Here is a 21,793-nt window from a genome sequence, read left to right as displayed (position 1 = left end):
ATAAATACTTATAAGTTTTTCTTTAATTAATGTACCGTCGGGTATATTAATTAAAAAACAAACAAACTATGATGCAAATATATTGTGCCTTAAAAAACCAGTTTGAATAAGAGCGATAAAATATGAATCTGTTAAAACCTCTCATCATGAGTATGATGATTGTTTGCATGGTCACATTAACGGGGTGTAGTAAAGAGGCTCCTAAAACAGAAGAAATACCCTATGTGATGGTGACCCAGCCTTCAACCACACTTCACGAACAAAAAAGCTATGCTGGAGATGTACAGGCTCGACAACAAACTGCCTTGGCATTTCGGGTGGGTGGACAAGTTACGGCTCGCTATGTGGATGTAGGCGACCGAGTTAGAGTTGGGCAAGTATTAGCAAAACTCGATGTGGCGGATGCACAGCTACAATTAAATGCTGCCAAAGCTCAATTAGAAAACGCACAGGCAGCATCAAAAACAGCTTCAGATGAGCTTAAGCGGTTTCAACAATTATTACCTATAAATGCCGTGAGCCGTTCGCAATACGATACGGTAAAAAATCAATATGATGCGGCTCAGGCAGCATTACAACAAGCTCGTTCTAATTATGAAGTTTCTGCCAACCAGACTGGTTATAACCAACTTGTTTCTAATAAAAACGGTGTTATTACAGCGCGTAATATTGAAATTGGACAGGTGGTTGCAGCAGGGCAAGCGGCTTATCAACTGGCAATTGATGGTGAACGTGAAGTGGTCATCGGCGTACCGGAACAAGCAGTTAGCGAGATTAAAGTTGGCCAAGCGGCATGGATAACTTTGTGGTCTAAACCGAACGAACGATTTGCTGGATATGTACGCGAAGTTTCTCCAGCTGCTGACCAGTCCCGTACGTTCACAGTTAAGGTAGCACTCAAAGAAGGTCAGTCTGCTATTCAGCTTGGACAAAGTGCACGCGTATTTTTTAGTTCGACTCAAACTAATGTCATGAGTGTGCCACTTTCGAGTATATCTGCAACAGATAACCAACCTTATGTATGGGTAGTGAATGCGAATCAGACCTTACGTAAAGTGCCTGTAACGATTGGTGCTTATGGCAGAGATAGCGTGCCGGTATTATCGGGTTTAACACCAAATGATTGGGTCGTGATTGGTGGTGTGCACTTGCTGCGCGATAAACAGAAGATTCACCCGATTGATCGTGAAAATCGTGCAGTGAAAATTCAGGGAGCCAAATAACCATGAAATTTAATCTCTCTGAATGGGCACTGAACAATAAAGGTATTGTCCTTTATTTCATGCTCTTGCTAGGCATTATTGGTGCAATTTCTTATTCAAAACTCTCACAAAGTGAAGATCCGCCATTTACCTTTAAAGTCATGGTCGTACAAACCTACTGGCCAGGGGCAACAGCCAAAGAAGTTTCTACTTTAGTTACGGACCGTATCGAAAAGGAACTGATGACCACAGGTCAGTATGACAAGATTATGGCGTATTCCCGTCCAGGCGAGTCGATGGTGACTTTTGTTGCTAAAGATTCTCTCACTTCTGCGCAGATTCCTGATGTTTGGTACAACGTTCGGAAGAAGGTCAATGACATTCGCCATGAACTCCCAAGTGGGGTGCAAGGTCCATTTTTTAATGATGAATTTGGCGATACCTTCGGTAATATTTATGTACTGACAGGCAAAGACTTTGACTATGCGCTTTTGAAAGAATATGCCGATCGTTTGCAATTACAACTACAGAGAGTCAAAGATGTAGGCAAAGTTGAGCTAATTGGGCTGCAAGATCAGAAAATCTGGATTGAAATTTCAAACACTAAAGCGGTTCAGCTCGGTATTCCTGTTTCTGCCATACAAGAAGCCCTGCAAAAGCAAAATAGCATGGCAAGTGCAGGCTTTTTTGAAACTGGAACGGATCGTATTCAAATTCGAGTAAGTGGCCAACTACAAAGCGTAGATGACATTAAAAAAATGCCTTTACTGGTAGGCGATAAAACCATTCAGCTTGGTGACGTTGCTGATGTCTACCGTGGTTTTAGCCAACCTGCTCAGCCGCGTATGCGTTTTATGGGTGACAATGGTATTGGTATTGCCGTATCTATGCGTAAAGGCGGCGATATTATTGCCTTAGGTAAAAATCTGGAAACTGAATTTGCCCAACTGCAAAAAACATTACCTCTAGGTATGAAACTACAAAAAGTATCTGACCAACCGGTAGCGGTACAACGTAGTATCCATGAGTTTGTCAAAGTACTTGCTGAAGCAGTCATTATTGTCTTGTTAGTGAGCTTTTTCTCATTAGGTTTCCGGACGGGTTTAGTCGTCGCTTTTTCCATTCCTTTGGTTTTAGCAATGACTTTTGCTGGCATGAATTTATTTGATGTCGGTCTGCATAAGATTTCGCTTGGTGCTCTAATTCTAGCTTTGGGCCTGCTTGTAGATGATGCCATTATTGCTGTCGAGATGATGGCCATTAAGATGGAGCAGGGGTTTAGCCGAATTAAGGCCGCCGGATTTGCATGGAAAACAACAGCATTTCCGATGTTGACGGGGACATTAATTACCGCCGCAGGCTTTTTACCTATTGCTACGGCTCAGTCCAGTACAGGTGAATACACACGCTCTATCTTTCAGGTCGTGACGATTGCTTTATTGGTGTCTTGGGTTGCCGCAGTTTTATTTGTACCTTATTTGGGTGAAAAACTACTACCTGATTTTACCAAGACAGGTCATCAAGCACCTTGGTATGTCCGTTTATGGGCAAGAATAACTAAAAAACCGCAACCGCAAACTGTGGCCATTTCACAGGACCACCATTACGATCCTTATCAATCTAGTTTCTATTTACGTTTTCGGAAAATGGTCGAGTTTTGTGTGACCTACCGTAAAACCGTGATTGCAACAACGGTGGGGATTTTTGTGCTGTCTGTACTCATGTTTAAGATGGTGCCACAGCAGTTTTTCCCGCCTTCAAACCGCGCTGAAATTTTAGTCGATTTAAAACTCGAAGAAGGCGCATCGTTAACCGCTACAGAGCAAGCGGTGAAAAAGGTTGAACAATTCCTGTCTAAACAAAAAGGCATTGATAATTATGTAGCCTATGTCGGTACAGGTTCACCACGTTTTTATTTACCTCTAGACCAGCAATTACCGCAAGCCAGCTTTGCGCAGTTTGTTGTTTTGGCATCATCGCTTGATGATCGTGATGAAATTCGCCGTTCTTTAGAAACCCAAATTAAGCAGTTGCTCCCACAAGTCCGTACTCGCGTGTCATTACTCGAAAATGGCCCACCTGTTGGTTATCCATTGCAGTATCGTGTGTCAGGTGAAGATTTAAATCTGGTACGTAAAGAAGCACAGCAGGTTGCTAGGGTAATTAGTGAAAACCCGAATACCACCAATGTGCATTTGGATTGGGGTGAGCCAAGCAAGATTATTTCAATTCAAATTGATCAAGACCGTGCTCGACAAATGGGTGTGTCCAGCCTCGATTTAGCCAACTTCTTAAACGCCTCAATTACAGGTAGTGCGATTGAGCAATACCGTGAAAAGCGTGAGCTGATTGAAATCCGATTACGTGGTGATAAAGCTGAGCGCGTTGAAGTAGCTTCACTGGCGAGCCTTGCAGTACCAACAGCGAATGGAACAACTGTACCTTTAGCCCAGATTGCGAAAATTGAATACAAATTTGAAGATGGTCTGATTTGGCACCGTAATCGGTTACCGACAATTACTGTTCGTGCAGATATTCGTACCAATTTACAGCCAGCTACCGTTGTTGGAGAGTTAGCTGAATCAATGGACAAGTTACGCGCTGAGCTGCCAAGTGGCTACCTCATTGAAGTGGGGGGAACAGTGGAAGAGTCGGCACGCGGACAAAGTTCGGTCAATGCCGGTATGCCACTCTTTTTGGCAGTGGTCATGACATTACTCATGATTCAGCTGAAGAGTTTGTCTCGGGCAACAATTGTATTTTTGACTGCACCATTAGGCTTAATTGGCGTTGTTTTATTCTTACTTTTGTTTAATAAACCATTTGGTTTTGTTGCCATGCTAGGAACCATTGCCTTATCCGGCATGATTATGCGTAACTCACTCATTCTGATTGATCAGATTGAACAAGACAGACAGGCAGGGCATCCAACGTGGGAAGCAATTATTGATGCAACAGTACGCCGTTTCCGTCCGATCATTCTCACGGCATTGGCAGCAGTACTCGCCATGATCCCTCTTTCGCGGAGTATTTTCTTCGGTCCAATGGCTGTTGCGATTATGGGCGGACTCATTGTTGCTACCTTGCTGACATTATTTTTCTTACCTGCATTGTATGCAGCGTGGTTTAAGGTGAAAAAAACAGCATAAAATACATAAATTTTTTGTGAATAAAGGTGCGAAATATTGAAAAGTCCAATATAGTAGCACCTGTCTTTACACAAAAAATACAGGATTATTTCGCTGCATAAAAAATAGGCATAATGCAGTGAATTGAGGTGAAATACAGATGGGGCAAGACCATATCGAACAGCATCGCCGTTATATTGTAATTTCTTATGCGTTCATGTTTCTTGCATTGTTTACGGTTATTTTTGCGGCCTTTGCTTATCTGGTCGCTCGTAAAGTAGCTGTTGTGGATGATGCGGAAGTTTGGATTCATGCTCATGCGCTATGGATTATGCGCAATGGTATTCTATTCCTCCTCATGTCAGTTTTTGCTGTGGTCTGGTTTATTCCTCTCTTCTTTTTTGCATGGGATAGCAACCTTTGGGTAACGGCTTCAACAGTTGCTGGTGTAGTTTTTAGTGCTATTGCTTGGTTATTTTTATTAAATGCATGGTTAAAAGGCTTGTCTAAATATTTAAAAAATAAGGCAGTTTTTTAATATATCTGTTTTTTGAAAGTTTTCCCCTTGTAAATTCGGCTAAAGCCCCCCATTTAGTCGGCAATAGAGTATTGATAAAATTTCCGTGAGGAGCACCGCCAAACATGGCTAAACGTGATTATTATGAGGTTTTAGGCGTTTCAAAAACCGCAAGTGATGATGAGATCAAAAAAGCCTATCGTAAATTGGCGATGAAATATCATCCTGACAGAAACCCTGACAATGCCGAGGCTGAAGAAAAATTTAAAGAAGCTTCTGAAGCTTATGAGATTTTATCGGACAGCGAAAAACGCAGCATGTATGACCGTATGGGACATAATGCGTTTGAAGGCGGCTTTGGTGGCGCTGGTGGTGGCTTTGGCGGTTTCAGTGCAGAAGATATTTTTAGCCAGTTCGGTGATATCTTTGGTGGAGCGTTTGGTGGCGGCGGACGTCAGCAACGCCAACGTCGCGGTTCAGATTTACGCTATGTAATGGAACTTACCCTTGAGGAAGCTGTAAAAGGGGTTAAAAAAACAATTACCTTTACTGCTCCAGCACCATGTGATGTGTGTGATGGTAAAGGCTCTAAAAATCCAAAAGATGTAGAAACTTGTAAAACTTGTCACGGTTCAGGACAAGTGCGTATGCAGCAAGGTTTCTTCTCTGTACAACAAACTTGTGGCACATGTCGTGGCCAAGGCAAAATTATTAAAAACCCATGCCATGCATGTCATGGTTCAGGTGTAGCAGATCGTCAGCAAACATTAGAAGTGACGATTCCAGCGGGTGTGGATAATGGTGACCGCGTTCGTTTAAGTGGTAAAGGCGAGGCTATTCGTGATGGTCAAGCTGGTGACTTATACGTTGAAGTGGTTGTTCGTGAACACGAAATTTTCCAACGTGATGGTGCCGATTTATATATGGACGTACCAGTAAGCATTGCTGATGCTGCACTTGGTAAAGAAATTGAAATCCCGACTTTGGAAGGCCGAGTTAGCTTGAAGATTCCTGAGGGAACTCAAACAGGTAAATTATTCCGTTTACGTGGTAAAGGTGTGCGCCCTGTACGTAGCAGTATGGTGGGTGATTTACTTTGCCGTATCGTGGTAGAAACACCAGTTAACCTAACCTCTCGTCAACGTGAATTACTTAAAGAATTACAAGCATCTTTCGATGGTGAAGACAGTGCTTCTTCACCAAAGAAAAAATCTTTCTTTGATCGCTTATTCGATTAATGATTGATTAGATCAGAAATTAAAAAGAAGGCGGATATTGATAAAATATCCGCCTTTTTATTGCGCTGATTCATCTTATTATTTTTATTCTGCTTAAAAGAAAATGACTCGTAATTATTCTGTAGGATGAGCGACATCAATATCATCAACACTTACGTTGAGTTCACTTGATGCAACTGGAGCCACTACAGCTTCGACAGTAGCTTGAGGAGCTGGTTGTACAGCTGCCTTTAGGGTTTCTTCAGTTTTTTCTTCAATGATTGGATCAATATCTTCAACTTTAACCTCAGCATTAGCATCGCTTGTTTGAGCTGTAGGCGTTGCTGCTTGAGTAATTACGTTTGTTGTAATACGTGCTTTAGATAAGCTCTCTAATGTTTCTCCTGGCTGGATTGCAGGTTCTGCAAATGCCACTGAACTTATTATCCCCATAATGGCGATTAGGCCAATAATTTTCGAATGCATGCTGAACTCCTTATAGTCATCTTTTTTTCATTCGTGGCTCAGTAGTGTGCAGATCAATTCTTTAACTTTTGTGAAAACAGATTAAATTCCGGTTCCCTTTAAAAAATATTTTTTACCTTTTATTGTGGGCAAAGAGTTTTGATATAGTAAGCCAATTACGTAAAACAGAAGATTGGGAAGGATTATGTCAGCAGCTCCACGCATTGGTATTTTGGGTGCAGGCGGCCGTATGGGTCGTACACTTATTCAAGCAGTTCAACAAGCAGGCTATCAATTGGCTGCGGCAGTAGAGCGTCCAGAAAGTAGTTTGGTCGGCACAGATGCTGGTGAACTTGCAGGAATTGGTTCAGTGGGAGTGAAGGTTTCAGGAAGCTTGGCTGATGTACTTAAAGATTGCGATGTAATCATTGATTTTACTGCACCAGCTGCAACCGCCCAGCATTTAAAGCTATGTCGTGAAGCTGGGGTGGCTATGGTGATTGGCACCACAGGGATGTCTGATGAGCAAAAGGCTGAATTGGATGAAGCAGCAACGCATACACCTGTTGTATATGCTGCGAACTACTCTGTTGGCGTAAATGTATCAATCAAGTTACTTGAGCTTGCAGCAAAAGTATTTGGCGATACAGTAGATATTGAAGTAATTGAAGCTCACCACCGTCATAAAGTAGATGCACCATCTGGTACTGCATTAATGATGGGTGAAGCAATTGCGGATACGTTAGGCCGTAACTTAAAAGAAGTTGCTGTTTATGGTCGTGAAGGGCATACCGGTCCACGTGATCGTCAAACCATTGGTTTTGAAACCATCCGTGGTGGCGATATTGTAGGGGAACATACGGTGATGTTTATTGGTGAGGGTGAGCGTGTTGAAGTCACTCACAAAGCCACTAACCGTATGAACTTTGCCGCCGGTGCAGTACGAGCTGCTGCATGGGTAGTGGGCCGTGAAGCGCGTAAATATGACATGAAAGATGTTTTAGGGTTGAACGACGTACAGGTGTAAACCATCTGTACACTTCCCATATGTGGCGAGAAAAACAAGATAGAGCAGAACATGAATAAAAAACAAATTGCTTTGACCACTCTTCTTTGCTTAAGCAGCCTCTATACAGGGGCTGCCTCTACAGACAAGGCTAAACTCAGCCTAGACCGTAATCATATTAAAGTGTGGACCTATCAAAAAGCAGATAACCCAGTCTTTCAATATAAAGCGGAAACAACGTTTGATGTACCCCTTGAACGTGCTGTGGCGGTGATTTTAGATGTAGATCGTGCAGCTCAATGGGTGCCTTATATGGGCAAGGTCCAAATGCTTTCTCAGGATGAAAAGAAAGGCGAATTTACTTTATATATGGTGTTAGATTTTCCTTTTCCGCTAAAAGACCGCGATGTAGTGGTTAAAGGAAAAATGAGTAAAGCAGCCAATGGCCTAATTACTATTAAAAATACGGCAGTTAATAGTAACTATCCGATACAACCCGATGTCGTGCGCCTAACACGCTATGAAGGGGATTGGACATTCCAGAAACTTGCCAATAATAAAGTTAAAGTCACCACTAGTGGCTATGCTGATCCAGCGGGTGCAATTCCTTTAAGCTTCGTCAATATGTTTGTTCAACAGCAGCCTTATCAGATGCTGCTTAAAATGAAACGGGAAGTAATGAACCCGATTTATGAGCAACCTAAGTTGCCGGAAATTTTAAAATAAATAAGCTAAAAAAAGCGCCTGATCTCAGGCGCTTTTTTTATTAGTCTGAACACTGTTGTAAGGTTTGAGCGGGGCTGCTTTCTCGTTTGATTTGGAATAAAACCAATAACAAACCTAGTCCTGCCAGTAAGGCACCCGCAAAAGATACTGCACTATAACCCCAACCTAAATCGAGTACTAATGCACCTGCAGCAGCGCCTACTGCATTACCTAAGTTAAACGCACCGATATTTACTGAAGAGGCAAGCCCTGGAGCTTCATGAGCGACTGACATGACACGCATTTGTAATGGCGGTACTAAAGCAAAGGTTGCTGCACCCCATATCACCAACGCAATGGCTGCTCCAATCTGGCTTTGAGCAAGAATTGGGAAAGTCACCATCATCACGATCAACAGTACCAAGAAACCAATCAGAGTTTTGTTGATGGACAAGTCTGCAAAACGGCCGCCTAAATGGTTACCAATCGAGAAACCGACACCAATCAGCACCAACATGAACGTAATGAAGGTCGGTGAAGCATGCGTAAACTCAGTCAAACTTGGCGCAATATAGGTGTAGAGCGTAAACATTGCACCTGCACCGAGTACGGTAGTGAGTAATGCAAGGACCACAGGGGTACGCGTTAATACTTTTAACTCGGCCTTCACGTTTGGTTTTTGGGCAACCATACCTTGCGGTAATGCTTTCCACAAAGCGAGCATAGTAATGATGCCGAGCACGGAAATCGCAAGGAAAGACATACGCCAGCCAATGTTTTGCCCAACCCATGTTGCTAAAGGCACACCACCAATATTGGCAATGGTTAAGCCCATAAACATGGTTGCCACTGCACTAGCCTGTTTATGCGCTGGGACAATACTCGCTGCCACAACAGAACCAATCCCGAAGAAGGCACCGTGGTTCAGGCTTGTAATGAGACGTGCACCTAATAAGCTCATATAATTTGGCGAAAACGCTGCAATCAGGTTACCGACCGTAAAGATCGCCATCAAAAAAATAAGCGCATTACGTCGTGCAAAACCACCAAACCACAGGGTCATAAACGGTGCACCTAGCATTACGCCAAGTGCATAGCCTGTAATTAACATTCCGGCTGTTGGAATAGAAATCCCTAAATCATTAGCGATGTTCGGAAGTAACCCCATTGGGGAAAATTCCGTGGTGCCAATGGCAAAGGCACCTATTGCCAATGCCAATAACGAGAACGCCGTATTTGATTGAGTGTTCATGAGTTTAGTCCCAAACTGGTGCCCATGGCTCTGGGCTAACTTCACGACTGTTACGATCAAGTTCGGCAATCATTTGCATTTCAGCTGCAGTTAACTCGATATCCTGTGCTTTTAAATTACTAATCAGGTTTTCACGTTTAGTCGAAGATGGAATGACTGCAAAACCACGCTGCAATGCCCATGCTAATGCAATTTGCGCTGTCGTTACTTTATGAGCTGCTGCAATCTCCGCTAAAACAGGATCTTGAAGCACTTTACCGTATGCAAGCGTCATGTATGAAGTGACATCAATATTCTTCTCTTGTAAAAAATTCACAAGTTTATGGTTTTGAAGATAAGGACTCAGCTCAATCTGGTTCGTTGCAATATGCTCTACACCAATTGTGTCAATTGCTTGTTGGGTAAGTGCAATATTGAAGTTTGAAATACCAATTTGCTTGGTTAAGCCTTGTTGTTTTGCTTCAAGTAAAAGCTGCATGATTTCAGGAATCGAAACGCCTAAATCCGGTGCTGGCCAGTGAATCAAAGTTAAATCGACATGGTCAGTACGAAGCTTTTGTAAGCTCTCTTTTAAGCTTGGAATAAACTTTTCTTGAGCAAAATTATCTACCCAGATTTTTGTAGTTAAAAACAAGTCCTGACGTGATACGCCACTTTCAGCAATCGCTTGACCAATTGCTGCTTCATTTTCATAGATTTGAGCAGTATCAATTGCACGATAACCGACATCTAGCGCATTTTTAACAGAATCAATCACAGCTTGTTCTTTAAGGCGGAAAGTTCCTAGACCAAAACGTGGGATATTCATGTATTCACCTGAAATTAAATAATTGTTTAACTTGAGGTGCATTTTGCTTTTTTTATTGTTGCGAAAAAATAGATGAATAAGCAAAATATCTTTGATGTTTAGTCAATAATAGAATAAACCATGAAATCAACAATTGAAGAACTTGTTGCCTTTATCACAATTGTTGATACAGGTTCATTTGTGGCAGCAGCAGAACATTTAAAGCAAACACCTTCGGGGGTGAGCCGATCTTTAACCCGCTTGGAAGCAAAGTTAGATGTGACTTTGCTAGAGCGAACAACGCGTAAATTGAAATTGACTCAAGAAGGGCAACAATTTCTTATAAAGGCCCGTAAAATTTTAAATGAGCTGAATGCGGCCGAAGAAGAACTTCAAAAGTCTGATCAAGGTACTGCCGGTCTTATTCGGGTTGATTCTGCCACACCGTTTGTTTTGCACGTGATTGCACCATTAATGCATAAATTCCGTGAGTGTTACCCCGATATTGAAATTGAATTAAATAGCAATGATCAGGTGATTGACTTACTTCAGCATAAAACCGATGTCGCATTTCGATTTGGGGAACTTAATGACTCTAGTCTGCACGCCAAATTGGTATGTAAGAGCCGTTTATATATTGTGGCAAGTCCTGACTATCTAGCTCTTAAGGGAACGCCAACACAACCTGAAGAACTTGAACAGCATGATTTGATTGGCTTTACTAGACCTACTTATATCAATAGTTGGCCAATTAAAGTTGGCGATGAATATTTTTTTGCGCAATCAAAAATTAAAGCATCAAGTGGGGAGACCGTACGCCAACTGACGATTAGAGGACACGGCATTGCGCGACTATCTGAATTTGAAATTTGGAAAGATATGGAAGAAGGGCGATTAATTGCATTATTTGAAGACAAAATTGAGCATCAATATCAAAGCATCCATGCGGTGTATTATCAACAAGAGCATCTACCAAAACGAATCCGTTTATTCATTGAATTTTTGGCAGAACAATTAAGAGATGGTTTTAAAAACGCTCTCTAAAGGTCGTATAACTATCAGTTGGAATATGAACTTCTAAAATAGGTGTCGTTTGTCCTTCTGATGAATGTTGAGACAGAAAATAGCTTTTTTGCTGTTCTCGGCAGCTAAAATATAGTTTGGAATAGACTGAATTCACCATTACAACTTCATTTGAGCTATTTCGTTTATATTGATAATGAGAAATCGTACTGGTCTCGTCATCAGTGCGTTGCTCCATTTTGTAGTCTTGCTGGTTGGTCATTTTTAAATAACCTTCAATCAAACTTTGGCAAACCGTGTGTCTGTGCTGTTCATTTTTTGGTTGTGGTTGGCAACCTGCTAAAACAATAGTAAATAACAATATAATTTTTAATTTCATTAGCTTGCTACTCTCTGAGTTGATTTCCATAGCCTAAAGGTGTTCTATAAACCAGTACAGATACAGAAATTTTTAAAAAAGCAGCACAGAATGACTTTTCAATATCAGGTTCTTGCCAATCAATTAGCACATCGTATTTATCAAGATGAACTTAAACCTCATCAAAAGCTCATTTCCTTACGAGATTTTGCCCGTCAACAAGGTATTAGTTTAAGTACAGCAAAAAGTTGCTATGAATTACTTGAGGCGAGGGGACTCATTTATGTAAAGCCGAAGTCAGGTTATTTTGTGGTTGCTCGTACCCCATCCAGCCCTATTCCGGATAGTCCGGATTTCTTATCTTTGCCTCGACATGTCTCAAATCTGGAGTTGCATAACCAAATTCAGGAAGCTGCCTTACAAAGTCATCTTGTACCTTTGGGATCGATTCAGTTAACGCCGCACTTTATTCCTGTAGAAGGTTTACGTCGTTCTATTCAACGTGCTTTAAAAAATTGTCAGCCTCAAGATTTTCTTTATTGTAATAAACAAGGTCATGAACAATTAAGAAAAGCGCTATCCGATCATTGGCGTGAAGATGGTATTTATATCGCTCCAGAAGATATTTTTATTACCAATGGCTGTATGCCGGCTTTGTCTTTGGTGATTCAGAAGCTCACTGAAGTGGGCGATAGTATTCTTATTCCTACACCCACCTATAATGGTCATTTACAGTTATTAGCAAGTTTAAAACGACAGATTGTTGAGATTCCGGCAGATCATCGTGGCATTGATCTTGAGCGCTTAGAATCTTTAATGCAGCAAGGTTTGGCGAAGGTTTGCTTAATGACAGCCAATTATCAAAATCCTTTGGGATATTGCTTTAGCAATGCAGAGAAACAGAAGATTGCTGAATTAGCTGCAAAATATCAGTGTTTTATTATTGAAGACGATATTTTTGGTGAATGTGGCTACAGTAGCGAGCGACCATTACCCATTCGATATTGGGATCGCGAAGGTTATGTGATTTGGTGTGGTTCAGTGTCGAAGTCTTTGTCGAGTGCGTATCGAGTAGGATGGTTTTGTTTAACGACAAAGTTAGAACATTTAAAGCTTGAACTGCTGGTAAGTAATATTGGCGTGAATACACCCTTGCAGTTAGGTCTAGCTGATTTTATTTATAGTCGTGGTTATCGAGAGCATTTAGAGCAGTTAAGGCCTAACTTGATGCAACAAGTCGAAGAATACCGTAGCTGTATTTTAAAAGCCTTTGAAGGTATACCAATTGCATTGAGCCAGCCCGAAGGCGGATATGCATTATGGATACAGTTACCTAAGAGTGTAGATAGTTTAGCGCTCTATTACACTGCCCAAGCTCAGGGAATTACTGTAGTACCGGGCCATGTTTTTGGTGAGGATGAACGCTATCGACATTTCATTCGTTTAAACGCAGGCCATGAGTTAACTGCCGATGTCCGCCAAGCAATTATGAGCTTGGCAGACTGGTCGCGACAACAGATGCAAACAGTGAGTTAGTTTTATTCTACAAAGTCTGCTTTAAGCACAATGCGGTAGCGTGCTTGACCTGAGTGTAGATGTTCAATTGCTTCATTGAGCTGTGACATTGGAAATAGCTCAATTTGAGGCGCAATTTTTTTGCGTGCGGCAAACTTTAAAAGTTGGCGTAGAGCGGCAGGTGAACCTGTAGGTGAACCAGTTACTGATTTGGCACCATCAATAAGTGAGCCGACAGAAACAGGAACAGGTTCTAGGGTTAGTCCTAAAAAGTGCAAAGAACCGTTTGGTGCTAGCGTTGAAATGAAAGCACGCCAATTTAAAGTCACATTTACGGTACTCAGCAATAAATCAAATTTACCCTTTTGAGCTTTTACCGCTTCTGTATCGCGGCTATTCACCACATGGTCGGCTCCCATTGCTTTGAGTTCTTCGGTTTTATCTGGGTTAGAACTAAACGCCGTAATTTCACAGCCCCACGCTTTAAGGAGCTTAATGGCGATATGACCCAAACCACCAATACCAATCACACCCACGTGATGTGTTGCCTGTATTTTGTGTTTGAGTAGTGGGTCAAAAACGGTAATTCCGCCGCAAAGTAGCGGACCTGCACTTTCTGGGTCTAAATCTTCGGGAAGGGGAATGGCCCATTGCCAACCAGCACGAACCTTATCGGCAAAGCCACCCGCATGTCCCACGATTGTTGCGACATTTTCGCCCGTACAAAGAACTTGCTGACCGCCAATACACTCATCACAGGCTTGGCAACTCTCAGCGGTCCAGCCAATACCGACACGTTGCCCAATTTGTAGTCCTTTGGCTTCTGAGCCTAAAGCAACAATTCGTCCAATAATTTCATGGCCTGCAACTACAGGGTACACGGTTGAACGCCATTCATTATTTAAAACAGAAATATCAGAATGACACAAACCACAGTATTCAACTTTTACCTCAACCTGATGCGGTTGTAATTCACCTGCATCAAATTGGTATGGGACCAGTTTTTCACCTGCCTGCATTGCAGCATAAGCCTGAATCGTATTATTGCTCATCGGAAACTCCTTAAGCGGATTTGAACCGTTCTGGTGGGTTAGGAAGCTTTAAATTGACAATCGTTTTCATGGTCATTGACCATACCCACTGCCTGCATAAAAGCATAGCAGGTGGTTGGACCAACAAATTTGAAACCATTTTTTTTGAGCGTTTTGGAAAGTTTTAGGCTGAGCTCAGTTTGAGCAGGGGCCTTACGATAATCTGCAACATCATTGTTTTGTGGCGCTGCATCTACAAACTGCCAAAGCCATTTAGAAACATCACCAACTTGGGCTTTAAGGGCTTGCCAAGCAATCGCATTATCACGAATAGCTTTGAGTTTGCCTAAGTGACGAATTAAGCCTGCATCGGATAGTTTTGTTTCTAAAAAGTCATCCGTAAATGCGGCAATGTCAGCAATAGGATGATTAAAAAAGTGCTGGCGGTAGCTTTCTCTTTTTTTTAGTACGGTAATCCAAGATAGACCTGCTTGTTGTCCTTCAAGACAGAGCATTTCAAATAATCGGGCTTCGTCGTGTTCTGGTTTGCCCCATTCTTCATCATGGTAAGCAATATAGAGTGGATCATCGGAACACCATCCGCAGCGTTGAGTTTTCATGATGATGCTCCTTATATTTATCTTGGTATTTTAGAGTTTGAATGGTACCCATTCATTTGGGCGAGTATCCCAATAATACAGTTCAGCTTGAGTTAAGTCTTCAAACTTTAGCCAAAAGTCTTTGCCAACTTTATCTGAAAAACCGGTACTGATCAGTAGGGCATCATCACTGATTTCCATGATCCAGCCTTGATAGCTATTGCCATTTAAAATGATCTTTTGCTGGTTGCCAGACTCGGCAAACTCTACTAAGCGATTGATCAGCGCTTCCGACATAAAATGTTCCTAGCGTAAATATGAATAAGGATTAACAGCACCACGACCTTTACCATCTAAGTAAAGACCATAATGAAGATGAGGTGAAGTATAACGTGCATTGCCCGTGTTGCCGACATAACCAATGAGGTCACCCTTTTTGACATAGTCGCCTACGTTTAAGCCACGTTTATGTCCATCAAGATGAGCATAATAATGCCATGTTCCTGCCGGGCCTAAAATCCAGATCACTTTGCCACCCAAGTTGTTATTACGAAGATCGGCAATGAGCCCTTCAGTTGCACTGTACACTTTGGTTCCACGTGGAGCCAAAATATCAATTCCTTCGTGGCTACGGCCCTGACTACGAGCAGCTCCCCATGTGTCTTTTAGCTCTTCTCGATCGACACCTTTTACCGGAACAGGAAGCCGATTTGGAAGCTGCATACTCTTGAGTTTGCTAACTTGGGCTGGTGAAAGCGGGGCAGGTTTTTTAGGCGCACTGGCACAGGCTGCTAATAGAATAATGAGAAAACCAAGTGAGAGATGGGAAACTAAACGTCGCACAAAATACTCCCTGTCACAGCCATATCAAAATTATTTTGCTCACTATGTCATGAACGGCTTGTCGAGATCAATTTTTTCATAGCAGTTGGAACACCTTTAGCAATAGCTTGTTCTGGACTCAGCCATTGGCCTTCAAGTTCAATCGCCAGATGTTCTTTTTGATCAGGTTCCACGTGGAACACATGAGCATTAAGTAACCATGTGAAGTGAGTAAAGCTATGACTAATCTGAAAAGTTTGTGGTTGAGGTTGTAGCTTAAATTGCTGACTTAATTTCAAGCGTTCATGTTCATTTTCTAAAATAGGTAAACAAAATAAACCGCCCCATAGACCATGAGCTTGGCGTTGCTGCCAGAACCATTCATCTTCGCACTGAATAATAAGAACATCTGCCGTTTTAACAGGCGGTGTTTTTTTCGGTTTTTTAAAAGGTAATTCTTGTTCTAAACCTTGCTGATAAGCCTGACAATGAGCTTGCATTGGGCAATATAAACAAAGAGGTTTTTTAGGCGTACAGATGGTCGCACCCAAGTCCATAATGGCTTGAGTGTAGTCATGATTGCGTTGGGTGGGACAAAGCTCTTCAGCCAGTTTCCACATTTCACGTTCGTGCTGTGGTTTGCTTAAGTCATCTTCAATGGCAAAGAAACGGGCTAAGACACGTTTCACGTTGCCATCCATAATCACACCATACTGACGTAAACCTAAAGACATGAGTGCACCTGCGGTCGAGCGCCCAATGCCGGGTAGTGCAATCCATTCTTCTAGAGTTTCAGGAAATTTGCCTTGCTGTGCTACAAGGCTGGCAGCTTTATGCAAATTGCGGGCACGAGCGTAATAGCCAAGACCTGCCCAATAAGGGGCGACTTCATCCCAAGTTGCATAGCCTAAAGCTTCTACAGTTGGGAAGCGTTCCATAAAGCGTTCAAAATATTGCAGAACTGTTTTTACCTGAGTTTGCTGTAACATAATTTCAGAAACCCAGACTTTATATGGATCATCTGCGACTTGCCAAGGCAAATCATGCCGACCATGTTGATCGAACCAGTTTAAGAGGGCATCAGAAAAAGAAAATTCAGGCATGAACAGCTATAGAAGAAAAGTAAGGGCTAAATTATAGCTGAAATTTGGGTGAAATTTTGTTTAAAGCAAACGAAGAAAATGGACATATGAAAACAGGGGCTACATCAAAAACGTAGTCCCTGTTCTATGAGTAAAAAGGATTAATCCTTTTGTACACCCCAACGTTGATCAAGTTTCAACGGTTGGTTTTTGTAGTATGGAATGACATGAATGTGGAAATGGTCAGAAGTCTGTCCAAACACTTCACCATCATTAAAGCCAATATGGAAACCGTCTGGCTGATGGCGAAGCTGGGTTTCATGACGGGCAATTTCAAGAAGTGTCAGTAAGCCTTGGTGCTCTTTAGACGTAATATCAAAAAACGAGCTGACATGGCGTAGTGGAGTCACTACACAGTGACCTTTAGACAACGGATTTGGGTCTGGTAAAATTACAGCAAATTCATTCTTATCAATGATGTCATATTCATCAAAATCGCAATACGGACATTTCTTGTCAGTCATTGTTGTATCCTCTCATGTTATTCCATTAAACCCCGAGTGCGGGAAATAAGACTAGGCTTTGCTCTAGCTCAACGGGAGTATATTTATTGAAGTATGGTTTAAAAAATACAGTAAAAATATTGCAAAGTCATAAACATTTAAGGGAGCAAATGCGAAAAATGCCATTTGCTCCAAATTTGCTTCTTTTATTTTAAAGTACGTTCTAATAAAGCGTACATTTTAGCAAGGCCTTGTTTCTCCGCTTCGCTGTTGTAGCCAAGGTCTACACCATTCGCTTTAGCTCTTTCATCTGCAAGCGGGTTACTAAAGCCATGTTTAGCATCTTTTAAAACCACTACCTCATGTTTAACCTCAGCAGCTTGCATCTCTTTTTCAAAATTAGCAACATCTTCTAAGGTGACCATGCTGTCTAGTTCACCATGTAGAACCAATACCTCACCTTGAATGTTGCCTTTTTGAGCAGGAGCCTTAGGAGCTAATGTACCATGGAATGTCGCAGTTGCTTTGAGGGGAGCACCTGAGCGAGCTAGATCGAGTACCACTTTGCCACCATAACAAAAACCTACCGCTGCAAGTTTTTCACTATTTACTTCCGGTTGAGCAGCCAAAGTCTGAAGCCCTGCGTTGGCACGATCAGTCACCGTGTCTAGATCTTCAAATGTCTGCATCATCCATTCATAAGCTTGAGCTGCAGTCGTTGTTACTTTTTTATCGCCATACATGTCAATTGCAAGTGCAGCATAACCGTGTTCAGCAAGTTCACGCGCACGTTGTTCAGTGTATTCGTTACGACCCCACCACTCAGGACCAATAATGACACCTGGTACAGGTGTTTCACTTTCTGGAGCCGCAAAGTAACCAATTAAATGGCTACCATCTGGTGCAGTATATTGAATTTCACGGGTTTTAATTGCTGTACTCATGACATTAATCCTGAAATTAAATTCGATTTAAATACGCTTGATTAAAGCATAAAAAATAAAAGCCATATAAATAACTATGTAAAAAACTACATCAAAAGAAAAGCATAGAAATATTTATGCAATAAAAAAAAGAAGGAACGAGTTCCTTCTTTTTGATATGGTCATGATTAAATTAAGTTCGGCCTCGCGAAATAAAACCAATAACAGCGAGAATTACAGCTATCACTAATAAAATCACGGCAAAGTCTTTAGATAACCCTGCAACACCACCAAACCCTAATAGACTGGCAATGAGTGCAATCACTGCAAAAATTATTGCCCAACGGAACATATGCTGTCCTCCTTATTTTTCATTGTCTTTTTACTATATAGCGTGTTTTTTGCACGAAATGTGTCGTTTATGTGGTTGAAATGTATATTAAACAATCATTTTGTGATGCCAAAAATACGGCTTCTTTTCTTAAGACCAGCGTACTTCAATGCTATAATCTCACTTTGCTTGATCTATATAGCCGTTAAAATCTTATGTCTACCGAGACCTCACTTCGTCCATTGTTTTGGAAAAATTATACGCTAGAGCAACTGACTCAGGCTGAGTGGGAGGCACTGTGTGATGGGTGCGGATTGTGCTGTTTAGTCAAGCTAGAAGATGAAGATACACATGAAGTTGCGTACACCAAAGTGGCGTGCAAGTTACTTGATTGCAATACTGGACGTTGTTCTGACTACCCAAACCGTCAGCAGCAAGTACCCGACTGTTTACAACTAACGCCGGAAACCTTAAAAACCATACACTGGCTGCCATCGAGCTGTGCCTATAAACGTTTGAATGAAGGTAAAAATTTACCTTCTTGGCACTATTTAAATACGGGTTCCAGACAAAGCGTAGTGAAAGCGAAAAAGTCGGTAGCAGGGCGTTGTATTCCTGAAACTGATGTACATGAAGATGATATTGAAGATTATGTGGTGCGTTGGGTGCGTTAATACGCTCCCGATGAGCATTTTTAATTACAGCGTATAATAAAGTAACATTTTTATCGTAAATTTTTTAATCATCTCCGTTATATAAAAATAAAAGCAAAAGGAGATAAAAATGATGAGACGATTAGCAGCCCCCTTATTATGTAGTAGTTTCTTCTTGTTAATGGCCTGTGGCTCTAATAATACTAATTCAAAAAATCCTGAACAAAATACAACTGCAAAAACAGAGCAGACCAGTGCTGCCAAACAAACTTATCAGGTCGCGGCAGTCGCACATTTTAATGAGCCTTGGGCGATCACCAGTTTGCCTGATCAGCGGTTATTGGTGACTGAACGGCAAGGTAAGCTAAAAATTTTTAATCCACAAAATAAACAAGTGCTAGATGTTCAGGGTGTTCCAGCGGTGAACTATGGCGGACAGGGCGGTTTAGGTGATGTAGCCTTGCACCCGGACTTTGCCAGAAACCACTGGATATATCTTAGTTATGCAGCCAAAGGGCAAGGTGGGTCTGGTGCAGTGATTTCACGTGCGAAACTAGATTTATCTAATCCTAATCAGCCAAAACTCACCGATATAAAGCAGATTTGGCAGCAAGTACCTAAAGTCTCAGGACAAGGCCATTATGGGCATCGCATGCTTTTTGGTGCAGATGGTAAGCTTTGGGTCAGTTCAGGTGAGCGCCAAAAGTTTGACCCTGCCCAAAATATGAAAAGCAACTTGGGCAAAATCTTGTGTTTAAATGACGACGGTTCAGCAGCCTTAGGTAACCCTTTTTATGAGCAAGGCGGTGTCACTGCTGAAATATGGTCACTTGGACATCGTAACCCATTAGGAATGGCCTTTGACCGTAAAGGACAGCTATGGGTGGTTGAGATGGGGCCAAAAGGTGGTGATGAGCTTAATATTATTACCAAAGGCGAAAACTATGGTTATCCGATTGTTTCAAATGGAGATCATTATTCAGGTCAGCCTATTCCAGATCATCACACGCGCCCAGAGTTTAAAGCACCAGAAATTGACTGGACCCCTGTAATCTCACCGTCGAGCTTAATTATTTATCGCGGACAACAATTTCCCGCATGGCAAAATAAAGCTTTAATTGGCGGGTTATCTTCAGAAGCAATTGTAGTTGTAGATTTAGAGCATAAGCCCGTAAAAGAAGTACAAAGATTAGAGATGAAGCAACGTATTCGTGGGTTACATGAAGCACAAGACGGTTCAATTTGGGTAATTGAAGATGGCCCCAATGCTCGCTTACTCAAGCTGAGTAAGAAACCCTCTTAATGCTAGGAAATACCCTGTAAATAAAGGATGTGTCTCATAGATTCAAATTGTAGATTTCTGTGAGACACAATAGACTATAGTGAAAAGACGATAAAGCTATTTGAGATGTCAGACACCCATATTCCACTTCCTGAACGCCTGCGCCCGAGAGACTTGTCTGAAATTATTGGGCAAGATCATTTGTTAGGTGAACATGCACCCTTACGTCAAATGATTGATCAGGGACATTTGCCTTCTATTATTTTTTGGGGGCCGCCAGGCGTCGGTAAAACGACAATTGCTTTGCTTTTAGCTCAGGCAATAGATCGTCCATTTGTGAGCTTATCTGCGCTGAATACGGGCGTAAAAGAATTACGTGAAGTGATTGCAGAAAGTGGTGACTTACTGACCCCTGTAGTTTTTATTGACGAAATCCATCGCTTTAATAAATCACAGCAAGATGCATTATTAGGTGCCGTAGAAAAAGGTAAAATTACCTTAATTGGCGCCACCACTGAAAACCCGTCTTTTGAAGTCAATAGTGCACTTTTATCACGCTGTCAGGTCTATACCTTAAACAGTTTAGACAGTGAGGCAATTCAGACGCTACTTAACAATGCACTCCAAAACGATAAATTTTTAAAAGAACGCTATATTCATATTGAAGAGTATGATGCTCTTTTACAGTTTGCAGCAGGTGATGCCCGTAAAGCACTAAATTTACTAGACTTAATTGCAAGTACTTTTGAGCCCGAAGTTGAAAATACCATTACCAATGCAGTTGTAGTAAAAGTCGCTCAGCAAAATATTGCGCGTTATGACAAATCGGGTGAACAGCATTACGACCTCGTTTCTGCCTTTATCAAATCGATTCGTGGTAGTGATCCAGATGCGGCTTTGTACTGGATGGCGCGGATGCTTAAAGGCGGGGAAGATCCGGTTTTTATTGCAAGACGTATGTTGATTGCCGCTTCAGAAGACATTGGAAACTCGAATCCAAATGCACTATTGCTTGCAGGTGAATGTTTCCGTTCTGTACAGGCGGTGGGAATGCCTGAGGCTCGAATTATTTTGGGTCAAACAGCAGTTTATTTAGCGACCAGTGCAAAAAGTAATAGTACTTACCTCGCGATTAATAAGGCCTTAGAACTTGCTGAGAAAACGGCAAATTTACCAGTACCTTTACACTTGAGAAATGCGCCAACCAAACTGATGAAACAGCAAGGTTATGGAGTTAATTATCTTTATCCTCATGACTACCCTGAGCACTTTGTATTGCAAGACTACTTGCCACCTGAGTTAAAGGGAACCAAACTCTATGAGTCGGCAAGAAACAAGCGTGAAGTTGAAGGTGAACGCTTACAACAACGCAGATGGCAGCAGGAACAATAG

General features: G+C 41.8%; 23 protein-coding genes. 11 read left to right on the top strand and 12 right to left on the bottom strand.

The annotated features are described in order from the left end of the window. Positions 1-122 precede the first annotated feature (122 nt). From KNQ97_RS10455 to dnaJ, 4 genes are all read left to right on the top strand, one after another. On the top strand, positions 123-1,223 hold the full coding sequence (locus KNQ97_RS10455; protein ID WP_021510259.1) for an efflux RND transporter periplasmic adaptor subunit: 1,101 nt from the start codon (positions 123-125) through the stop codon (positions 1,221-1,223). A gap of 2 nt (positions 1,224-1,225) precedes the next feature. Continuing rightward, positions 1,226-4,351 (top strand): efflux RND transporter permease subunit, encoded by a 3,126-nt coding sequence (locus KNQ97_RS10450; protein WP_021510258.1) that lies wholly within the window; start codon positions 1,226-1,228, stop codon positions 4,349-4,351. Positions 4,352-4,490: 139 nt separating this feature from the next. Beyond that, positions 4,491-4,868, top strand: coding sequence for a hypothetical protein (locus KNQ97_RS10445; RefSeq protein WP_000529425.1), 378 nt, complete (start codon positions 4,491-4,493; stop codon positions 4,866-4,868). A gap of 104 nt (positions 4,869-4,972) precedes the next feature. After that, on the top strand, positions 4,973-6,085 hold the full coding sequence (gene dnaJ / locus KNQ97_RS10440; RefSeq protein ID WP_001119029.1) for a molecular chaperone DnaJ: 1,113 nt from the start codon (positions 4,973-4,975) through the stop codon (positions 6,083-6,085). 114 nt (positions 6,086-6,199) lie between these two features. Here the strand turns inward: dnaJ and KNQ97_RS10435 are convergent, their stop codons facing one another. After that, positions 6,200-6,550 (bottom strand): hypothetical protein, encoded by a 351-nt coding sequence (locus KNQ97_RS10435; protein ID WP_032059657.1) that lies wholly within the window; start codon positions 6,548-6,550, stop codon positions 6,200-6,202. Positions 6,551-6,734: 184 nt separating this feature from the next. Between KNQ97_RS10435 and dapB the strand changes: the two genes are divergently transcribed. Both dapB and KNQ97_RS10425 read left to right on the top strand, forming a co-directional pair. Further along, on the top strand, positions 6,735-7,556 hold the full coding sequence (gene dapB, locus KNQ97_RS10430) for a 4-hydroxy-tetrahydrodipicolinate reductase (RefSeq protein WP_001271389.1): 822 nt from the start codon (positions 6,735-6,737) through the stop codon (positions 7,554-7,556). A gap of 51 nt (positions 7,557-7,607) precedes the next feature. Continuing rightward, positions 7,608-8,261 (top strand): START domain-containing protein, encoded by a 654-nt coding sequence (locus KNQ97_RS10425; RefSeq protein WP_001036017.1) that lies wholly within the window; start codon positions 7,608-7,610, stop codon positions 8,259-8,261. 40 nt (positions 8,262-8,301) lie between these two features. Here the strand turns inward: KNQ97_RS10425 and KNQ97_RS10420 are convergent, their stop codons facing one another. Together KNQ97_RS10420 and dkgB are read right to left on the bottom strand one after the other, a co-directional pair. Then, positions 8,302-9,492 (bottom strand): MFS transporter, encoded by a 1,191-nt coding sequence (locus KNQ97_RS10420; RefSeq protein WP_001097146.1) that lies wholly within the window; start codon positions 9,490-9,492, stop codon positions 8,302-8,304. A 4-nt stretch (positions 9,493-9,496) separates the two neighbouring features. Further along, a complete protein-coding gene (gene dkgB / locus KNQ97_RS10415; RefSeq protein ID WP_044120335.1) occupies positions 9,497-10,300 on the bottom strand; it encodes a 2,5-didehydrogluconate reductase DkgB in 804 nt (267 codons plus the stop codon). Positions 10,301-10,420: 120 nt separating this feature from the next. Between dkgB and KNQ97_RS10410 the strand changes: the two genes are divergently transcribed. Beyond that, positions 10,421-11,323, top strand: a complete 903-nt coding sequence (locus KNQ97_RS10410) for a LysR family transcriptional regulator (protein ID WP_000843080.1) — start codon at positions 10,421-10,423, stop codon at positions 11,321-11,323. On the opposite strand, the gene KNQ97_RS10405 is transcribed toward KNQ97_RS10410, so the two are convergent. Beyond that, positions 11,307-11,681 (bottom strand): hypothetical protein, encoded by a 375-nt coding sequence (locus KNQ97_RS10405; protein WP_103236398.1) that lies wholly within the window; start codon positions 11,679-11,681, stop codon positions 11,307-11,309. The genes KNQ97_RS10410 and KNQ97_RS10405 overlap by 17 nt on opposite strands. A 90-nt stretch (positions 11,682-11,771) precedes the next feature. On the opposite strand from KNQ97_RS10405, the gene KNQ97_RS10395 reads away from it, so the two are divergent. Next, on the top strand, positions 11,772-13,196 hold the full coding sequence (locus tag KNQ97_RS10395) for a PLP-dependent aminotransferase family protein (protein WP_253612195.1): 1,425 nt from the start codon (positions 11,772-11,774) through the stop codon (positions 13,194-13,196). Positions 13,197-13,198: 2 nt separating this feature from the next. Here KNQ97_RS10395 and KNQ97_RS10390 read toward each other — a convergent pair whose 3' ends face one another. From KNQ97_RS10390 to KNQ97_RS10355, 8 genes are all read right to left on the bottom strand, one after another. Continuing rightward, positions 13,199-14,227 carry an NAD(P)-dependent alcohol dehydrogenase gene (locus tag KNQ97_RS10390; protein ID WP_000069844.1) on the bottom strand — a complete coding sequence of 343 codons (1,029 nt, stop codon included), beginning with the start codon at positions 14,225-14,227 and terminating at the stop codon, positions 13,199-13,201. 38 nt (positions 14,228-14,265) lie between these two features. Then, a complete protein-coding gene (locus KNQ97_RS10385) occupies positions 14,266-14,826 on the bottom strand; it encodes a DNA-3-methyladenine glycosylase I (RefSeq protein WP_000857011.1) in 561 nt (186 codons plus the stop codon). Positions 14,827-14,856: 30 nt separating this feature from the next. Continuing rightward, positions 14,857-15,102 (bottom strand): hypothetical protein, encoded by a 246-nt coding sequence (locus KNQ97_RS10380; protein ID WP_001287365.1) that lies wholly within the window; start codon positions 15,100-15,102, stop codon positions 14,857-14,859. 9 nt (positions 15,103-15,111) lie between these two features. Beyond that, positions 15,112-15,648 (bottom strand): M23 family metallopeptidase, encoded by a 537-nt coding sequence (locus KNQ97_RS10375; RefSeq protein ID WP_253612194.1) that lies wholly within the window; start codon positions 15,646-15,648, stop codon positions 15,112-15,114. Positions 15,649-15,695: 47 nt separating this feature from the next. Then, entirely contained in the window at positions 15,696-16,730 is a 1,035-nt protein-coding gene (gene mutY / locus KNQ97_RS10370; RefSeq protein WP_114159247.1) for an A/G-specific adenine glycosylase, read from the bottom strand. Between the two features lie 140 nt (positions 16,731-16,870). After that, positions 16,871-17,233, bottom strand: coding sequence for an HIT family protein (locus KNQ97_RS10365; protein ID WP_000130110.1), 363 nt, complete (start codon positions 17,231-17,233; stop codon positions 16,871-16,873). A gap of 185 nt (positions 17,234-17,418) precedes the next feature. Further along, the gene (locus KNQ97_RS10360) at positions 17,419-18,156 is read right to left on the bottom strand and encodes a dienelactone hydrolase family protein (protein ID WP_000100767.1); all 738 of its coding nucleotides are present in this window, start codon (positions 18,154-18,156) and stop codon (positions 17,419-17,421) included. Positions 18,157-18,328: 172 nt separating this feature from the next. Further along, complete coding sequence (locus KNQ97_RS10355; protein ID WP_000490267.1) at positions 18,329-18,487, bottom strand: DUF1328 domain-containing protein; 159 nt, start codon at positions 18,485-18,487, stop codon at positions 18,329-18,331. Between the two features lie 194 nt (positions 18,488-18,681). On the opposite strand from KNQ97_RS10355, the gene KNQ97_RS10350 reads away from it, so the two are divergent. The 3 genes from KNQ97_RS10350 to KNQ97_RS10340 all read left to right on the top strand — a co-directional run bounded on the left by KNQ97_RS10350 (position 18,682) and on the right by KNQ97_RS10340 (position 21,793). Next, positions 18,682-19,140, top strand: a complete 459-nt coding sequence (locus KNQ97_RS10350; protein WP_000102817.1) for a YcgN family cysteine cluster protein — start codon at positions 18,682-18,684, stop codon at positions 19,138-19,140. Between the two features lie 109 nt (positions 19,141-19,249). Continuing rightward, a complete protein-coding gene (locus tag KNQ97_RS10345; RefSeq protein WP_253612193.1) occupies positions 19,250-20,422 on the top strand; it encodes a PQQ-dependent sugar dehydrogenase in 1,173 nt (390 codons plus the stop codon). Between the two features lie 105 nt (positions 20,423-20,527). Further along, positions 20,528-21,793 (top strand): replication-associated recombination protein A, encoded by a 1,266-nt coding sequence (locus tag KNQ97_RS10340; RefSeq protein ID WP_046127398.1) that lies wholly within the window; start codon positions 20,528-20,530, stop codon positions 21,791-21,793.

Source organism: Acinetobacter sp. UC24323, assembly GCF_024151445.1.
In the GTDB taxonomy this organism is placed as follows: domain Bacteria; phylum Pseudomonadota; class Gammaproteobacteria; order Pseudomonadales; family Moraxellaceae; genus Acinetobacter; species Acinetobacter baumannii.
Note: the sequence above shows the minus strand (reverse complement) of the source record. Positions and strands in the feature narration are given on the sequence as shown.

Coding starts and splice junctions, on each gene's coding strand:
- KNQ97_RS10455 (WP_021510259.1), top strand. CDS start 123: ATGAATCTGTTAAAACCTCTCATCATGAGTATGATGATTGTTTGCATG.
- KNQ97_RS10450 (WP_021510258.1), top strand. CDS start 1,226: ATGAAATTTAATCTCTCTGAATGGGCACTGAACAATAAAGGTATTGTC.
- KNQ97_RS10445 (WP_000529425.1), top strand. CDS start 4,491: ATGGGGCAAGACCATATCGAACAGCATCGCCGTTATATTGTAATTTCT.
- dnaJ (WP_001119029.1), top strand. CDS start 4,973: ATGGCTAAACGTGATTATTATGAGGTTTTAGGCGTTTCAAAAACCGCA.
- KNQ97_RS10435 (WP_032059657.1), bottom strand. CDS start 6,550: ATGCATTCGAAAATTATTGGCCTAATCGCCATTATGGGGATAATAAGT.
- dapB (WP_001271389.1), top strand. CDS start 6,735: ATGTCAGCAGCTCCACGCATTGGTATTTTGGGTGCAGGCGGCCGTATG.
- KNQ97_RS10425 (WP_001036017.1), top strand. CDS start 7,608: ATGAATAAAAAACAAATTGCTTTGACCACTCTTCTTTGCTTAAGCAGC.
- KNQ97_RS10420 (WP_001097146.1), bottom strand. CDS start 9,492: ATGAACACTCAATCAAATACGGCGTTCTCGTTATTGGCATTGGCAATA.
- dkgB (WP_044120335.1), bottom strand. CDS start 10,300: ATGAATATCCCACGTTTTGGTCTAGGAACTTTCCGCCTTAAAGAACAA.
- KNQ97_RS10410 (WP_000843080.1), top strand. CDS start 10,421: ATGAAATCAACAATTGAAGAACTTGTTGCCTTTATCACAATTGTTGAT.
- KNQ97_RS10405 (WP_103236398.1), bottom strand. CDS start 11,681: ATGAAATTAAAAATTATATTGTTATTTACTATTGTTTTAGCAGGTTGC.
- KNQ97_RS10395 (WP_253612195.1), top strand. CDS start 11,772: ATGACTTTTCAATATCAGGTTCTTGCCAATCAATTAGCACATCGTATT.
- KNQ97_RS10390 (WP_000069844.1), bottom strand. CDS start 14,227: ATGAGCAATAATACGATTCAGGCTTATGCTGCAATGCAGGCAGGTGAA.
- KNQ97_RS10385 (WP_000857011.1), bottom strand. CDS start 14,826: ATGAAAACTCAACGCTGCGGATGGTGTTCCGATGATCCACTCTATATT.
- KNQ97_RS10380 (WP_001287365.1), bottom strand. CDS start 15,102: ATGTCGGAAGCGCTGATCAATCGCTTAGTAGAGTTTGCCGAGTCTGGC.
- mutY (WP_114159247.1), bottom strand. CDS start 16,730: ATGCCTGAATTTTCTTTTTCTGATGCCCTCTTAAACTGGTTCGATCAA.
- KNQ97_RS10365 (WP_000130110.1), bottom strand. CDS start 17,233: ATGACTGACAAGAAATGTCCGTATTGCGATTTTGATGAATATGACATC.
- KNQ97_RS10360 (WP_000100767.1), bottom strand. CDS start 18,156: ATGAGTACAGCAATTAAAACCCGTGAAATTCAATATACTGCACCAGAT.
- KNQ97_RS10355 (WP_000490267.1), bottom strand. CDS start 18,487: ATGTTCCGTTGGGCAATAATTTTTGCAGTGATTGCACTCATTGCCAGT.
- KNQ97_RS10350 (WP_000102817.1), top strand. CDS start 18,682: ATGTCTACCGAGACCTCACTTCGTCCATTGTTTTGGAAAAATTATACG.
- KNQ97_RS10345 (WP_253612193.1), top strand. CDS start 19,250: ATGATGAGACGATTAGCAGCCCCCTTATTATGTAGTAGTTTCTTCTTG.
- KNQ97_RS10340 (WP_046127398.1), top strand. CDS start 20,528: ATGTCAGACACCCATATTCCACTTCCTGAACGCCTGCGCCCGAGAGAC.